This window comes from Mycobacterium paraense (assembly GCF_002101815.1).
GTDB lineage: Bacteria > Actinomycetota > Actinomycetes > Mycobacteriales > Mycobacteriaceae > Mycobacterium > Mycobacterium paraense.
Map to the genome: position 1 here is coordinate 58165 of NZ_LQPM01000013.1, position 15074 is coordinate 73238.

Below are 15074 nucleotides of genomic sequence, written 5' to 3' on the forward strand. Positions count from 1 at the left end.
CCCTCCGATGGAATGTCCCCCAGCCCCACGCGGGCCGACCTGGTCGAGCACTCCCGCACCGGGATGAGCGCGGCCGCGCTGCAGCGGGCGATCAACGATCACCTGCGCTACTCGATCGGCCGCCCGGCCGCGGCCCGGCGGCCCGAGCACTACTACCGCGCGCTCGCGCTGGCCGTGCGGGACCGCATGCAGGACCGCCGGGTGGCGTCGACGCAGACCTCGCTGGACCTCGGCCGCAAGGTGACCTGCTACCTGTCGGCCGAATTCCTGATGGGCCCGCAACTGGGCAACAACCTGCTGAACCTCAACATGGAACGCGCGGCGCGGGAAGCGTTGGCGGCCATGGGCCAGAATCTCGACACGGTCCTGGCGTGTGAGGAGGAACCGGGCCTGGGCAACGGCGGGCTCGGCCGGCTCGCCGCGTGCTACCTGGACTCGCTGGCCACCCTGGAGCGGCCGGCGATCGGCTACGGAATCCGCTACGAATTCGGCATCTTCGACCAGGAGATCCGCGACGGCTGGCAGGTCGAGCAGACCGACAACTGGCTGGACCACGGAAACCCTTGGGAGATCCCCAAACCCGACGTCACCTACCTGGTCAAGTGGGGCGGCTACGTCGCGCACAACACCGACGACTCCGGCCGCGACCGCGTCCGCTGGGTGCCCGGGCGGCTGCTCAAGGGCGTCGCCTACGACACGCCCATCCAGGGTTACGGGGTCAACACCTGCAACGTGCTGACGCTGTGGAGCGCGCGGGCCGTCAAGTCGTTCGCGTTGGAGGCCTTCAACACCGGCGACTACTACGGGGCCGTCGAGGACGAGGTCATGTCCGAGACGGTCACCAAGGTGCTCTACCCCAACGACGAGCCGGAGGCGGGCAAACAGCTGCGACTGCTGCAGCAGTACTTCTTCGTGTCGTGCTCGCTGCAGCACGTGCTGCACATCATGGACGACCTCGCCGACGCCGGCGTGCGCGAACTGCCCCAGCGATTCGCCTTGCAGCTCAACGATACTCATCCCTCGATCGGCGTGGCCGAACTGATGCGGTTGCTGGTCGACGAGCGTGAGCTGGCGTGGGAGGAGGCCTGGGACATCACGGTCGCGACGTTCGGCTACACCAACCACACCCTGCTGCCCGAGGCGCTGGAGACCTGGCCGCTGGAACTGTTCGCCGAGTCGCTGCCCCGCCACCTCGAGATCATCTACGAGATCAACCGTCGCTTCCTCGACGAGGTGCGCGCCCGCTTCCCCGGCGACGAGGATCGGGTCCGCCGGATGTCGCTGATCGGCGAGGACAACGGCAAGAACGTCCGGATGGCGCACCTCGCCACCGTGGGCAGCCACGCCGTCAACGGGGTCGCCGCGCTGCACTCGGAGCTGCTGAAGACCAGTGTGCTCAAAGACTTTTACGAAATGTGGCCGGAGCGGTTCAGCAACAAGACCAACGGCGTGACGCCGCGGCGCTTCCTCGCGCTGGCCAACCCGGGGCTGCGGGAACTGCTGGACCGCACCGTCGGGGACGGCTGGCTGACCGACCTGGGACGGCTGCGCGGCCTGGAGCCGTTCGTCGACGACGCGTCCTTCCGCCAGGAATGGCGCGACATCAAGCGCACCAACAAGGCGCGCCTCGCCAAGTACATCCGCTCGGTGGCGGACGTCGAGCTCAACCCCGACTGGATGTTCGACATCCAGGTCAAGCGCATCCACGAATACAAGCGCCAGCACCTCAACGTCCTGCACATGGTCGCGCTGTACCACCGGCTCAAGCAGGACCCGGGACTGTCGATACCGCCGCGCGCCTTCATCTTCGGCGGCAAGGCCGCGCCGGGCTACTTCATGGCGAAGCGGATCATCAAGCTGATCAACGCCGTCGGCGAGACCGTCAACGCCGACCCGGACGTCAACCGCTTCATGAAAGTGGCGTTCGTGCCGAACTTCAACGTGCAAAACGCGCACATGATCTACCCCGCCGCCGACCTGTCCGAGCAGATCTCCACCGCGGGCAAGGAGGCCTCGGGAACCGGCAACATGAAGTTCATGATCAACGGCGCTCTGACCATCGGCACGCTCGACGGGGCCAACGTCGAGATGCGCGAGGAGGTCGGCGCCGAGAACTTCTTTTTGTTCGGCCTCACCGAACAACAGGTCGAGGACCTCAAGGCGGGCGGCTACCGCCCGGCCGATTACATCGATGGCCCCCACGCTGGAAATGACGAGCTGCGCGCCGTGCTGGATCTCATTGCGGGCGGGACGTTCTCGCGCGGCGACACCGAGGTGTTCCGGCCGCTGGTGGACAACCTCCGCTACGACGACCCCTTCCTGGTCTGCGCCGACTACGCGTCGTACGTCGAGTGCCAGGAGCGGGTGAGCGCGGCGTGGCAGGACCGGGACTCGTGGACGAAGATGTCCATCCTGAACACCGCGCGCAGCGGCAAGTTCTCGTCGGATCGCGCCATCGCCGAGTACTGCGACGACATCTGGAATGTCTGGCCGCTGGCCGTCAAGATCTAGCGGTAGCCCGGCAGATCCGGCACGCCGCTGGCCGTCAGCCAGCCGCCGCCGTCGACGACCAGCGTCGCGCCCGTGACGTAGGAGGCCGCGTCGCTGGCCAGAAACAGCACGGCTTCGGCGACCTCGGTGGTCGAGCCGGGGCGCCGCAGCGGGTTCTGGGTGGTGCGGTGCTGGTTGTCGCCGGTGACCCGGCGCACGCCCTCCGTGCCCGAAATCGCGCCGGGCGCAACGATGTTCACGCGCACCCCGTCGGGCCCCCATTCGATGGCGCAGCTGCGGGTCAGCGCGTCGATGCCGGCCTTGGCGGACACCACGTGCGCCTGCAGCGCCATGCCGCGGTACTGGGTCGCCGCGCTGATGTTCACCACGGCGCCGCCGTGCTCACGCAGCCAGCATTCGTAGGCCGCCTTCGACACGTTGAAGGTGCCCAGCAGGTCGATGTCGACCACGGCCTTGAATCCGTTGGGGCTCAAGTCGCTGATCGGCACGGGGAAGTTTCCGGCGGCGTTGTTGACGACGACGTCGAGCCGGCCGAAGGCGCGCACCACCTCCTCGACGACGGCGGTGACCTCGTCGTAGCGGCGCACGTCGCACACGCCGTAGATCGCCTCGATCCCCCCGCCCCGCAACTGCGTAACCGCCGCCTGCAGGTTGACCTCCTTGCGGCTGCAGATCGCGACGCGGGCGCCGTGACCGCCCAGCACCCGGGCGACCTCCAGGCCCAGCCCGGTGGCACCGCCGGTCACCAACGCCACCCGCCCGTCCAGCAGGTCGGCCCGAAACGGGCTGCGGCCGTCGGCCATCAGCCGTCCCAACTCGGGACCAGGCCGAGCGCGCGCATCAACTGGCCCTCGAACCCGGTCAGCAGCGAGACCCCGGTGACCGACGACTGCGGCAGCGGGAAATTCAGGCCGGGGTCGAGCGCCGGGTTGAACGGATAGCCGGTCGGCATCATCGACGGCGGCAGCAGCCCGAGGTCCACCAGCGCCGCCTGCGGCCCCTGCACCGCGCCGTGCACCAGGTCGGGCACGATGGTGAACGGGTTCGGCAGCTCGAACAGGCTGGCCGGGGTGGGGATGTCGGCGTACTCCCCCGACCCGTAGCCCGTGTCGACGATCACCCGCAGATCCGGCTGCAGCAGGTCGGCCAGGGCGTTGCCGTAGGGCGCCGGCACGTACAGGCGCAGCGGCGAGACGAGCGGCAGGTTCTGTGTCAGCAGCTCGTAATAGCGGGTGGAACCGGTGTAGCCGGGCGACGTCGGCAGCTGGATCGCGGCCCCGATCTGTCCCGGGGTCAGGTCGACGTAGTCGTGCGTCCCGTGGTAGAGCGCGAACCCCATGAACGCGTTGAGGTCGCTGACCGGGTTGAGCACGTACTGCGGCAGGTTGGTCACCATGTCGTACTGGTTGGTGAAGATCACCGTGGGGTACGGCGAGTTGGGGGGCGTCGCGCCGTTCATCAGGACGTCGAACAGCGGGATGTACAGGCCGGGGAAGCGTTCGAAGAACCCGCCGTTGGGGTTGCCGGGGTCACCGGTCAAAAAGAACGAAAGCTTGCTCGGGTCGGGCGGATTGGCCATCGCCATCAGGTTGCGGATCTCGTCGGTGGCCACAAGCGCACCTTGTGAGGTGCCGTAGACGATCACCTTGTTGCCCGCCGCGAGTTCGGTGTTGATGGCGCCGTTGAGCAGCTGCACGCCCTGGGCCACCGACTGACCCAGCGTCAGGTTTCCCAGTTGCGGGGTGAACGGCCAGAACTGCTCGGGGGTGTAGAGCGCCTGCCCCAGCGCCCCGGTGAGCGGCGACAGCGTCGGGTTGTTCAGGAAGTTGGCCATGATGTTGCCGACGTACTTGGCGTCCGGCAGCGGGAACGTGGTGCCGCCGACGACCAGCGCCACCGAGCTGTTCGACGGCACGATCAGCGGCGGGATGCTCGCCGGAGCGGGGTTCTCGGCCTGTGTGGCGAACGAGACCAGCGGCGCTTGCAACTCCCCGACCGCGTTCCGCAAGGTCTGCTCGGCGGCCTGCTCGGTCGCGACGTAGACGGCGTCCGCCTCGCCCAGCAGTTGCATGAACCGCTGCTCGAACGCCTGACCCTGTTCGGCCAGTTCCCGGTAGACCCTCGACTGATTGATGAACAGCGGGGTGATCGCCGCGCTGACCTCGTCGCCCCCGGCGGGCAGGACGCTGCCGGTCCGCAGCGCGGCGAGGGCGTTGGCCTCTTCGAGCGCGGCACCGATCCTGCCGACGTCCTGCGCGGCCGACGCCAGCTGCCCAGGAATGACCTGCATGACCGCCATCTGGACCATTCTCGACAATGACGGGCGGGGCCGCGACCGGTTTGACGAAGCCGGCATCGCCGCGCGGCCGGCGCCGAGCTTTACACTGGGCCGGCAAGGCGTGCGAGTGAAGGTGAACACCAGTGAGGATCACAAAAATCGCCGCGGGCGGGCTGGTTGCACTGGCCTCGCTGTTCGGCTCGGGCATCGGCCTGGGCACAGCGCGAGCCGACAGCGGCCAGGAGAAGGAGGCCTGCCAGCTGATGGACGATCCGGCCGGGCCCGAATCGGGTTACCTGCCAGCCGAATACGCCTTCATGCGGCTGCGCGCCACGATGTCGGCCGAGGCCGCGCGCACTGTCATGTCCGAGGCCGCCCAGGACTTCTGCCCCAACCACATCACCGACCTGCCCGCGGGCTGGCGGTAAGGAGGACGGGAAATGGATACCGCCTTGTTTGGTTTCCTGACCGTGGTCGCCCTCGCGGCGGCGCTGGTGTTCGCCGCGATCGCCGGCGTCTACGTCAGACGGCTGGGAGATCGAACGACCCTGCCGATCAGCGAGGAAATCGGGGCCGCCAAGAAGGTGGTCACCAAAGTCCGCAAACGCCAACCAATGTCGGCCGAAGAGTTGGCTTACGCCAGGGAGATCGTCGCCATTCGCAGCTCCGTGATGGCGCTCTGCATTCCCGGCGCCTTGTTCTCGGTGGGCTGCTTTTACGTGTTCGGCAGTCTTTACCATCTGCACGGGGCCACGCCCTCCGAGCGAACATTCCTCGGCGTCTTCCCCATGCTGGCCTCCATCAACTTCACGACCCAGATTCTTCGCAGCGCACGGTTGAAGCGGCGACTGCGGAAGATGCCTTGACGCAATCGCGGCATCCCCACACAGCCCCCGGGTCGCGCTCCCGGACCAGTACCGATACTCTTTGCACGATGTCCATTGGGCACATGAGCGTCTACTATTTGCATGCGCCTGCGGGCGGCAGCTGGGGGGAGAAGACGATGTCCGGACCGAGCTTCGAGAGGTGACGAATGAGCCCTCGTTCGGTCGGCAGGACCGTCCTGGCGCGAATCTGGATGCCGTTGGTGGCCGTCGTCGCGCTCGCCGTGGGGGCGGTGGGCATGTGGAAGGTGCACCAGTTCTCCGCCCCGCCGCCCGTCGTCACGGTCAACGGCCCGGCCGCGCCCCCGGAGTTCAACCTCAAGCGGCTCACGTTTGAGGTGTCCGGCTCCGTCGGGCAGGGCGGGATGCTGGTCTACGTCGACGTCGACGGCCATCCGCATCAGGTCGACCTCACCACCCTGCCGTGGTCGCACACGGAAACGACCACGCTCACCGTGGTGTCGGGCAGCATCTCGGCGCAGGTTCACGGTGGTCAGGTCGGCTGCCGGATGCTGGTGAACGGCGTCGTTCGCGATGAACACTCCGATAACCATCAGGACGCGCACGTCTTCTGCCTGGTGAAATCCGCATGAGCGAGCACCCGGCGGAGCAGCGGCCGCGACGACCCTTCGTCCCCCGAATGGTTCGCATCTTCGCGATCCCGATCATCGCCTTCTGGGCCCTGCTCGCCGTGTCGACGAACACCTTCATGCCGCAGGTGGAGAGGGTCGCCGAAGAACTCGCCGGGCCGGTCGTCCCGCACTATGCGCCGTCACAGCGGGCCCTGCTGTCCATCGGTGCGAAGTTCCACGAGTCCAACTCGACGAGCCTGGCCATGCTCGTGTTCGAGGGCGACCGGCCGCTGGACGACGCCGACCACCACTACTACGACGACTTGGTGCGCCGCCTCAAGCAAGACCCCAAGCACGTGCAGTACGTCATGGATCTGTGGGGGAAGCCGATCACCGCGGCCGGGGCGCAGAGCCTCGACGGCAAGGCCTCGTACGTGCTGCTGCGGCTCGCGGGCGACATCGGCCAGATGCAGGCGAACGAGTCCGTCGCCGCCGTCCGGGACGTCGTCGCGAAGGACACGCCGCCGCCCGGGCTCAAGGTCTACGTCAGCGGGGCGGCCCCGCTCGCGTCGGACACGGTCTCCATCGCGAACTCGAGCCTGAACGACATCACGATCGTGACGATCTTCCTGATCATCGGCATGTTGCTGCTGGTGTACCGCTCGATCGTCACGCTGTTCGTGCCCCTGGCCGGGGTGCTGTTCGAGATGCTGGTCGCGAAGGGTGTCATCTCATTCCTCGGGCATTTCGGCTACATCGAGCTGTCGTCGTTCGCGGTGAACATCGTCGTCGCGCTGACCCTGGGGGCGGGGACGGACTACGGCATCTTCTTGATGGGCCGCTATCACGAGGCGCGACAGGCCGGCGAGAGCAGGGAAGACGCGTTCTACACCGCGTACAAGAGTGTCACGCCGGTCATCCTCGGCTCGGGGCTGACGATCGCGGGCGCGTGCTACTGCCTGACGTTCGCGCGACTCAACTACTTCCACACCATGGGGCCGGCGGTCGCCATCTCCATGCTGTTCACCATCGCGGCGGCGCTGACGCTCGGCCCGGCTTTCTTGACCGTGGGCAGCCTGTTCGGGCTTTTCGACCCGAGGCGGGCGGCCAAGGCGCACCTGTATCGCCGGATCGGCACGAGCGTGGTCCGGTGGCCGGTGCCGATCCTGGTGGCCAGCGCCGCCGCCGTCCTGTTCGGCGCCGTCTTCGTGCCGACGTACCGGCAGAACTACGACGACCGCCAATATCAGCCGCACAACTCCCCCGCCAACCTGGGTTTCGCGGCGGCCGATCGGCACTTCCCGAAGAGCAAGCTGTTCTCCGAGATGCTGATGATCGAGACCGATCACGACATGCGGAACTCCGGCGACTTCATCTCGCTGGACCGGGCGGCCAAGGCCCTCATTCGCCTTCCCGGCGTCGCGATGGTGCAAAGCATCACCCGGCCGCTGGGCCGGCCCCTGGAACATGCCACCCTGCCGTACCTGTTCACGACGCAGGGCAGCGGTAGCGGTCAACAGCTGCCGTTCACCAAGCAGCAGAACGCCAACACCAGCCAGCAGGCGCAGATCACGCAGCATTCCGTCGACGTGCTGCGGCAGGAGATCGTCTATTTCCAGAACATGTCGGACGAGCTGCACAAGACGGTTCTCACCGTCGAGGATCTGCAACGGCTCACCGCCGAAATGAACCAGGAGATCTCCAACGTCGACGATTTCTTCCGCCCCATCAAGAGCTACTTCTATTGGGAGCGGCACTGTTTCGACATCCCGATCTGCTGGACGTTCAGATCGCTGTTCGACGCGCTCGACAACATCGACAAGCTGGCCGACGACATCACCGACGCCAAAACCTCCCTCGAGACCCTGGACAAAATCCTGCCGCAGGTGATCACCCAGCTGAAACTCACGGCCGACGACTCGGAGGCGCTGGCCGGGCTGCTGGTCAGCAGCTACGGGCAGTCGTCGCTGCAGTCCACCCAGACCGCCCAGACGTTCGACGACCAGGTCAACGTGGGACTGGACTTCGACCAGTCCCGCAGCGACGACTTCTTCTACATCCCGCACGAAGGGTTCGACAACGACGACGTCAAGACGGGCATGCAGTTGCTGATGTCGCCGGACGGCAAGGCCGCCCGCATCATCGTCACGCACGAGGGCGACGCCAACGGCCCAGAAGGCGTGCAGCACGTCGAACAGTTCCCGTCGGCGATCACCATCGCGCTCAAGGAAACCTCGCTGGCCGGCGCCCGCGTCTACATCGGTGGCTCGGGATCGACGAACAAGGACATCAAGCAGTACGCCGCGTCCGACCTGCTGATCGTGGCGATCGCCGCCTTCGTGCTGATCTTCTTGATCATGTTGGTCCTGACGCGAAGTCTGATGGCCGCGTTGGTCATTCCCGGCACCGTGGCGTTCTCATACGCGGGGGCGTTCGGGCTCTCCATACTCGTCTGGCAGCATCTGATCGGCCTGCCGCTGCACTGGCTGATCCTGCCGCTGACGTTCATCATCCTGGTGGCGGTGGGTTCGGACTACAACCTGCTGCTGATCATCCGCGTCAAGGAGGAGCTGCACGCCGGCATCCACACCGGGCTGATCCGCGCGCTGGGCAGCACCGGTGGCGTGGTGACGTCCGCGGGTCTGGTGTTCGCCTTCACCATGCTGGCGATGCTCACCAGCGACCTGCGGACCATCGGTCAGGTGGGTTCGACGGTGTGCATCGGCCTGCTGCTCGACACCCTGATCGTGCGTTCGTTCGTGGTGCCGTGCATCCTGCGGATCCTCGGGCCGTGGTTCTGGTGGCCCACGCTGGTGCGTTCGCGCCCGCTACCGCAGCGTTAAGTGGCGCTGGCGGTCTCGCGCGCGACGAAGACCGAGACGTAGCCGATCGGGATGCCGGTGCGGGTGGCGATGCACTGTCGCGCGGCCACGTCCACCTCGGCCCGGCGGCTGACGCGGACCAGGCCACCGATTTCGGGAATCCGGACCATCCACCCGGCGGCGTCTCGGGCGACTTCGATGTCGAAGCACTGACCGACCGTTGGGCAGTTCACACGAGGAGCCGCACGTCGCGTGCGGCTGCGGCGCAATGCGTTTGGGTGCCGCAGACTGGGCTGAATGGGCATGTCTGCTTTCCTGGGTCAGAAACGGGCCGCGCGCAAGAGTAGTCCGATTCGCGCCCAGAACCTAATCCGCCTGTGCATCTGCCCCCGGTTGCTGGCAGAGTCGAGCTGCGCCGACGTGACCCACTGAAGGGAGGGCGCCGTGACTGTCGTTTTGGTGCATGGCAATCCGGAGGCCGACGCGATCTGGGGGCCGCTGGTCGACGCGCTCGGGCGAACCGACGTGGTGCGGCTGTCTCCCCCGGGTTTCGGGGCGCCGTTGCCCGACGATTTCCCGGCCACCTACCTCGCCTACCGCGACTGGCTCGAGGGCGAGCTGGAAAGCGCCGGCGAGCCCGTCGACCTGGTGGGCCACGACTGGGGCGGCGGCCACGTGATGAACGTGGTGATGCATCGACCCGAGCTGGTGCGCAGCTGGGTCAGCGACATCCTCGGTTGTTTCGACGCCGACTACGTCTGGCACGACATGGCGCAGGTATGGCAGACCCCGGACGAGGGCGAGCAGCTGGTGGACGCGCTGGTGGGTGGGACGCTCGAGGAGCGCACCGCCCGGATGATCGAAATCGGGGGGATGCCCGCCGATATCGCGGCCTCGGTCGCGGCGGCGCAGGGCCCGGAGATGGGCCGGGCGATCCTGCTGCTCTACCGTTCGGCCCGCCAGCCGGCGATGGCCGAGGCCGGTCGCGAACTCGACCGGGCCGCGGCGCGACCCGGCCTGTCCATCCTGGCCACCGAGGACGGCTACGTCGGCTCGGAAGCCATGCGGCGCCGGGCGGCGCAGCGAGCCGGGGCGCACACCGAGGTGTTCGACGGGCTCGGGCATTGGTGGATGCTGCAGGATCCGGCCCGAGCCGCCGCGGCCCTCACCGGGTTCTGGGCAACCCTCGACTGAGCGCCGCTAGCCGGCGCCCTTGCCGTTGTCCACGCGATAGACGGCGCCGTGCACGGCGGCCGCGGCATCGCTGGCGAGGAAGGCGATCACGTTGGCAACGTCCAGGGGCTGCATCATGCCGCGTGGCGAGGCCGTCCGCATGATCAGGTCGTAGTTCGGATTGTCCGGCGCACTGAACTGTTCGATCTGCGGGGTCAGCATGCCGCCCGGGCACACCGCGTTGACCCGCAGGCGATCCGCGGTGTACTCCACGGCCAGCGCGCGAGTGAGACCGATCAGCCCGTGCTTGGCCGCGCAGTAGCCCGCCGAGTAGGCCTGGCCCTCCACCCCGGCGATGGAGCTGACGTTGACGATGTTGCCGCCGCGTTCCAGCAGATGGGGCAGCGCGGCCCTGCACAGGTAGAACGGCCCGTTCAGGTTGACCGCGAGGTCTTGGGCCCAGTCGTCGTCGGTCATGGACTCGGTGCGGCGCATCTGGTGCCGCCCGGCGATGTTGATCAGGACGTCCAGCCCGCCGAACTCGCCGACGCACCGCTCCACCGCGTCCCGGCAGGCCTGCGCCGAACCGACGTCCACCGACGCGTAGGAGCCCCGCTCCACGTCGGCGAACACCTCGCCCAGGCGCCCGGTATCCCGGCCGATGCCGAAAACCGTTGCGCCCTGCCGGGAAAGCAGCCGGGCCGTCTCGGCGCCGAGGCCCGACGACGCTCCGGTCACGAACGCGACCTTGCCCTGAAGTGGTGACATGTCGCGCAACGCTACCGGGCGGCGTGCGAGACAATGACCGGATGTCCGACGAACCCGCACCGCCACCGCGCCCGGCGCCGAAACCGCCGCGGGCGCCGCTCACCCCCGAGGACTTGGAGAGGTTCGGCGACGAGGAGCAGGCACGCGCGGCGTCGGACGAGCGCCGGCTCCGCGACGAGCAACCCCCGCACCACGGCTAGCCTATTTGCTCACCAGGTCCTCGGTGAGGGCCTCGTCGGCCAGGTCTTCGAGCTCTTTGCCTTTCGTTTCCGGTCCCAGCAGGTAGCCGGCCACGGTCAACACCCACAGGCCGGCGAGTGCCAGGTAGGGCGTCTGCAGCCCGTAATGCGTTATGCCCCAGCCGACCACGGCCGGGGCCGCGATGGAGACGACGCGGCCGCCGCCGACCGCGATTCCGAAACCCGTGCCGCGCAACACCGTTGGGAACAACTCCGAGACGTAGGTGTCGCCGACGCCCCAAAGCCAGCCGAGGGTGGCGATGGCGATCGCCCCGAACACCAGGTAGCGGTCCAGCGAGTGCGAGGTGGCGGCCAGGATCGTCGAGAAGAACTCGATGACCGCGGCGAGGATCGCCGAGGGCCGTCGGCCCACCCAATCGGCGAGCGCGGTCCCCAGGTAGACGAAGACGACCTGCAGCAGGAAGAACACCAGGGCGTAGCGGATCGCGTCGATCGGGGATGCGTGAAACCTCTTCACGATGTAGGTCGTCAAAAACACTGTCAGGCCCCAATAGCCGACCGCGTTGGCGGTGTAGATGAGCCAGCCCGCGACGAGCCGCCGCCGCACGCCGGGAAGCTTCCACAGCCGGGGCTTCGCGACCCCGCGCTCGACCTTGGTCTGCACGTCGGTGTAGCGGTGGGATTCCTTGATGCCGCGGCGGGCGAGGAACAGGATGATGGCCGGGACGATCGAAACGATGAACGCCGACTGCCAGCCGAAGTGCGGCACCAGGGCCAGCGCGACGGCCGCGGCAAGGACGTAGCCGAGTGAGAAGAAGGAGAAGATCACGCCGCCGACGCCGAGGGCGCGGGTCTTGGCGGGCCACACCTCGGCGGTGTACGGCGCGCCGACCGCGAGTTCCCCGGCGCCGCCCACACCGGTGAGGAAACGCAGTCCCGTGAAGGCGGCGACGTTCGCCGTGAGTCCGGCCACCGACGTGGTGATGCCGTAGAGCAGGATTGACGCCCCGAGCGTGGTCTTACGCCCCCACCGGTCCGCCGCGTAGCCGAACCCGATGGTGCCGATCGTGTAGCCCAGCAAGAAGATCGAACCGATGTAGCCGGCCTCGGCGTCGGTGATGTGCAACGTCCTCTTGATGTCCGGCAGCACCAGGCCGTAGATGTTGACCGCGTAGGAATCGAAGCCGTAGCCCAGCCCCGCCGTCACCGCGACGAAGAGGGCCTGCTTGAAAGTTGCGGGGGTGGCCCGGGCCAGCTGGGCCGGGATGCTGCCGACGCTCGAGGTCATCCCGGAAAGGTATGCGGCCCCGCTCCTGACGCGGAAGGATCACAATCCGCCTGATCGGAACGGAATTTTTCTCGTACTCAGTTCTCCACGAGGTCGGGGATGGGCTCCGCGTCCGTCAGCCAGTGGCGTCCGGTCCGCCGGGCGGCCTCCCACTTGGGGACGCTCACGGCGTCGTCCTGGCCCAGGTCCTCGGGAGTCGGGCCGATGCGCTCGGCCAGCCCGGCCAGGGCATCCAGGTCGAAGTTGTACACCTCGGCCGCGGCCAGCCCCAGCATCTGCCGCGTCTCCTCGACGGGGATGTCCCAGAAGGACCGCTGCAGCCAGTCGCGGGTGTGCGGCCACGTCCCCTCCGGGTGGGGAAAGTCGTTGCCCCACAGCATGTTCGACACGCCGATTTCGTAGCGCCGCGCCAGCTCCCTGCGCTCGGTGGTGGTCGCCCCGATGAAGCAGTTCCGGTCGAAGTAGGCCGACGGCGGCATGGTCAGGTCGCCCTCCATCTGATGGCTCATTTTCTTGGCCGAGTGCTCACGCAGGTACCGGGTGTCCATCAGCCAGAGCAGGTCGTTGGCCCAGAACGCGCCGCACTCCGTGACCCCCCAGCGCAGCCGGGGGAAGCGCTCGAACACGCCCGACCACAACGCGAACCACAGGGGTCGGGCCCCCCACCAGCGCACCTCGGTCACGTAGATGCCCAGGTGCCCGCCGTACTCCTCCTGCGGCGCCGGGCCGGAGTGGGTGTGCACCGGCATCTGCAGGTCCTGGCAGGCCGCCCACACCTTGTCGTAGCGACGGTCGTGATACGGCGGATAGCCGACCCAACGCGCCGGGATCAGGATCCCGCCCCGCAGTCCGGACTCCGCCGCCCGGGTGATCTCGGCCACCGCCGCGTCGACGTCCGCCAGTATCGGCACGACCGCGACCCCCGCCCGCCGCTCCGGGCTGTGCGTGCACAGTTCGGCCAGCCAGCGGTTGTGGGCTCGCGCGCCGGCCATGGCGCGCCCCGGGTCGAGGTCGCCCGACTGGCCCAGGCCGGCCCCGAACGGGGCCCCGGCCACCCCGGTCACGGCGTCGGCGTCGGGGAAGATGACCTCGCCCACGACGCCGTCACCGTCTAATTCCTTGTCGCGCAGGCCCACATCCCAGCCGCCGGCGATGCCGTCGCCGTGCTCGGAGAACCACTGCTCGGCGAATTCCTCGTCGATGAACCCCCCGGCCTGGGCCGCCGCGGTCTTCTCGGCGAGGTACACCTCGAAGTCCTCCCGGTATTCCGGGTCGACGTATTCGCGGTACCGCTCGGTCGGCAGCTCGGCGTGGCAGTCCGCCGAGATGATGACGTAGGGCTTCATCAAGAGTCCTTTCGCTACCAGGTACGGATGGGGTCGGGCTCGAAGACGGTGCTGCTGGCATCGGCCGGCACGACGGCCAGCGGCTCGGCAATCTCGGCGACGGTCGGGCCGATCCGGCTCACCAGCGGCGCCAGGGCGTCGACGTCGAAGCCGTAGACGCCCGCCGCGTTGAGGCCGATCATGTCCGCCACCTCTTCGGCCGGCACGCGGGAGAAGGTGTGGCGCAACGCCTCTCGGGTGTAGGGGGCGGTGCCCTCCAGGTGCGGGTAGTCGCTGCCCCACATGATCTTCTCGACGCCGATCCGGTGGCGCTCGGCGCATTCGACCGGTCGCATGAAGCTGGCGCCGACGTAACACTGGCGCGTCCAGTACTCGCTGGGCTTGAGGCTCAGCGAGCCGGCGGTGGGCCCGGCGAAGCGGGCGATCGCGGAGTTCGCCCGCCCGTAGCGGGCCGCCGCCACGTCGAGCGAGTCGAGCGTCGCCGGTATCCACCCGGCGCCCTGCTCGGTGAAGACGACGGTGAGGTCGGGGTGGCGATCCAGCGCGCCGCTGAAGATCAGGTGCCACAGCGCGCGGTGCGCAAACCAGTGGGTCTCGTACACCCACACCGCGAAGGAGCTGCCCCACCCGTCCGTGGGGTTGGGTCCGGCGTTGCCGCCGTGGTGGTTGACCACCACGCCCGCGTCGTCGCACGCCGCCCACAGCGGCTCCCAGTGCTCGGCGTAGAGCTGGGGAAGGCCGGCGCCCGGAGGAATCCCGGGCAGCAGGACACCGCCGCGCAGGCCCAGCTTGGCGATCTGCGCGACCTCGGCGACGGCCTCGTCGACGTCGCCGAGCAGGATCTGGCCGACCCCGGCGCGCCGCTCGGGCGACAACGAACAGAAGTCGGCCAGCCAGCGATTGTGCGCACGCAGCCCGGCCCAGCGCAGCTCGAGCTCGCGGCCGCCCTCCGGCTGCGGGGCGGCCAGACTCGCCTGCGGGAAGAACGGCGGCACGGTATTGGGATAGATGACCTCCCCCGCGATGCCTTCGGCATCGAGCTCGGCGTTGCGCCGAGCGCTGTTCCAGTTGCGCTCGGCGTCGGCCTCGGTGAGGTCACCGAACGGGTTGACGTATGTCTTTGCCCAGCCGTCGAATTCGTCCCGGTACTGCGGATCGAGGTACTCGCGGTAGTCGAGCAGATCGGCGCCGGCGTGGCAGTCGGCCGAGATGACCGGGTACCGGTCCATGGC

Annotated in this window: 14 protein-coding genes; 7 read left to right on the forward strand and 7 right to left on the reverse strand. The window is 68.1% G+C overall.

Annotated features, from left to right (window positions below):
• The first annotated feature begins 12 nt into the window (after positions 1-12).
• Positions 13-2511: a glycogen/starch/alpha-glucan phosphorylase gene (locus AWB89_RS12270; protein WP_085173878.1), complete on the forward strand. Its 2499-nt coding sequence runs from the start codon at positions 13-15 to the stop codon at positions 2509-2511.
• Here the strand turns inward: AWB89_RS12270 and AWB89_RS12275 are convergent.
• Complete coding sequence (locus AWB89_RS12275) at positions 2508-3314, reverse strand: SDR family oxidoreductase (protein ID WP_085174501.1); 807 nt, start codon at positions 3312-3314, stop codon at positions 2508-2510. The two genes, AWB89_RS12270 and AWB89_RS12275, sit on opposite strands and share 4 nt — an antisense overlap.
• Positions 3314-4810, reverse strand: a complete 1497-nt coding sequence (locus tag AWB89_RS12280; protein WP_085174503.1) for a PE family protein — start codon at positions 4808-4810, stop codon at positions 3314-3316. Before AWB89_RS12280 ends, AWB89_RS12275 begins: the two co-directional genes overlap by 1 nt.
• Positions 4811-4932: 122 nt before the next feature.
• Here AWB89_RS12280 and AWB89_RS12285 point away from each other — a divergent pair, with 122 nt between their 5' ends.
• The 4 genes from AWB89_RS12285 (at position 4933) to AWB89_RS12300 (ending at position 9088) form a co-directional block, all read left to right on the forward strand.
• Complete coding sequence (locus AWB89_RS12285) at positions 4933-5217, forward strand: hypothetical protein (protein WP_085093674.1); 285 nt, start codon at positions 4933-4935, stop codon at positions 5215-5217.
• 12 nt (positions 5218-5229) lie between these two features.
• On the forward strand, positions 5230-5655 hold the full coding sequence (locus AWB89_RS12290) for a hypothetical protein (RefSeq protein ID WP_085173879.1): 426 nt from the start codon (positions 5230-5232) through the stop codon (positions 5653-5655).
• 167 nt (positions 5656-5822) lie between these two features.
• Positions 5823-6266 (forward strand): MmpS family transport accessory protein, encoded by a 444-nt coding sequence (locus tag AWB89_RS12295; protein ID WP_085093670.1) that lies wholly within the window; start codon positions 5823-5825, stop codon positions 6264-6266.
• Positions 6263-9088 (forward strand): MMPL/RND family transporter, encoded by a 2826-nt coding sequence (locus AWB89_RS12300; protein WP_085173881.1) that lies wholly within the window; start codon positions 6263-6265, stop codon positions 9086-9088. Before AWB89_RS12295 ends, AWB89_RS12300 begins: the two co-directional genes overlap by 4 nt.
• Here the strand turns inward: AWB89_RS12300 and AWB89_RS12305 are convergent.
• Entirely contained in the window at positions 9085-9237 is a 153-nt protein-coding gene (locus AWB89_RS12305) for a long chain fatty acid-CoA synthetase Faa4p (protein ID WP_139830485.1), read from the reverse strand. The genes AWB89_RS12300 and AWB89_RS12305 overlap by 4 nt on opposite strands.
• A 274-nt stretch (positions 9238-9511) precedes the next feature.
• Here AWB89_RS12305 and AWB89_RS12310 point away from each other — a divergent pair, with 274 nt between their 5' ends.
• On the forward strand, positions 9512-10261 hold the full coding sequence (locus tag AWB89_RS12310; RefSeq protein WP_085173883.1) for an alpha/beta fold hydrolase: 750 nt from the start codon (positions 9512-9514) through the stop codon (positions 10259-10261).
• A 6-nt stretch (positions 10262-10267) separates the two neighbouring features.
• Here AWB89_RS12310 and AWB89_RS12315 read toward each other — a convergent pair whose 3' ends face one another.
• On the reverse strand, positions 10268-11008 hold the full coding sequence (locus AWB89_RS12315) for an SDR family NAD(P)-dependent oxidoreductase (protein WP_085173885.1): 741 nt from the start codon (positions 11006-11008) through the stop codon (positions 10268-10270).
• 41 nt (positions 11009-11049) lie between these two features.
• On the opposite strand from AWB89_RS12315, the gene AWB89_RS27525 reads away from it, so the two are divergent.
• A complete protein-coding gene (locus AWB89_RS27525; protein ID WP_169716595.1) occupies positions 11050-11208 on the forward strand; it encodes a hypothetical protein in 159 nt (52 codons plus the stop codon).
• 1 nt (position 11209) lies between these two features.
• Here the strand turns inward: AWB89_RS27525 and AWB89_RS12320 are convergent, their stop codons facing one another.
• The 3 genes from AWB89_RS12320 to AWB89_RS12330 all read right to left on the reverse strand — a co-directional run bounded on the left by AWB89_RS12320 (position 11210) and on the right by AWB89_RS12330 (position 15071).
• Positions 11210-12496, reverse strand: coding sequence for an MFS transporter (locus AWB89_RS12320; protein WP_085093660.1), 1287 nt, complete (start codon positions 12494-12496; stop codon positions 11210-11212).
• A 77-nt stretch (positions 12497-12573) separates the two neighbouring features.
• On the reverse strand, positions 12574-13842 hold the full coding sequence (locus tag AWB89_RS12325) for an amidohydrolase family protein (RefSeq protein ID WP_085173887.1): 1269 nt from the start codon (positions 13840-13842) through the stop codon (positions 12574-12576).
• A 14-nt stretch (positions 13843-13856) separates the two neighbouring features.
• A complete protein-coding gene (locus AWB89_RS12330) occupies positions 13857-15071 on the reverse strand; it encodes an amidohydrolase family protein (protein WP_085173889.1) in 1215 nt (404 codons plus the stop codon).
• Positions 15072-15074 lie beyond the last annotated feature (3 nt).

Coding starts and splice junctions, on each gene's coding strand:
- AWB89_RS12280 (WP_085174503.1), bottom strand. CDS start 4,810: ATGGCGGTCATGCAGGTCATTCCTGGGCAGCTGGCGTCGGCCGCGCAG.
- AWB89_RS12305 (WP_139830485.1), bottom strand. CDS start 9,237: ATGGTCCGGATTCCCGAAATCGGTGGCCTGGTCCGCGTCAGCCGCCGG.
- AWB89_RS12325 (WP_085173887.1), bottom strand. CDS start 13,842: ATGAAGCCCTACGTCATCATCTCGGCGGACTGCCACGCCGAGCTGCCG.
- AWB89_RS27525 (WP_169716595.1), top strand. CDS start 11,050: ATGTCCGACGAACCCGCACCGCCACCGCGCCCGGCGCCGAAACCGCCG.
- AWB89_RS12300 (WP_085173881.1), top strand. CDS start 6,263: ATGAGCGAGCACCCGGCGGAGCAGCGGCCGCGACGACCCTTCGTCCCC.
- AWB89_RS12295 (WP_085093670.1), top strand. CDS start 5,823: ATGAGCCCTCGTTCGGTCGGCAGGACCGTCCTGGCGCGAATCTGGATG.
- AWB89_RS12330 (WP_085173889.1), bottom strand. CDS start 15,071: ATGGACCGGTACCCGGTCATCTCGGCCGACTGCCACGCCGGCGCCGAT.
- AWB89_RS12270 (WP_085173878.1), top strand. CDS start 13: ATGTCCCCCAGCCCCACGCGGGCCGACCTGGTCGAGCACTCCCGCACC.
- AWB89_RS12290 (WP_085173879.1), top strand. CDS start 5,230: ATGGATACCGCCTTGTTTGGTTTCCTGACCGTGGTCGCCCTCGCGGCG.
- AWB89_RS12315 (WP_085173885.1), bottom strand. CDS start 11,008: ATGTCACCACTTCAGGGCAAGGTCGCGTTCGTGACCGGAGCGTCGTCG.
- AWB89_RS12320 (WP_085093660.1), bottom strand. CDS start 12,496: ATGACCTCGAGCGTCGGCAGCATCCCGGCCCAGCTGGCCCGGGCCACC.
- AWB89_RS12275 (WP_085174501.1), bottom strand. CDS start 3,314: ATGGCCGACGGCCGCAGCCCGTTTCGGGCCGACCTGCTGGACGGGCGG.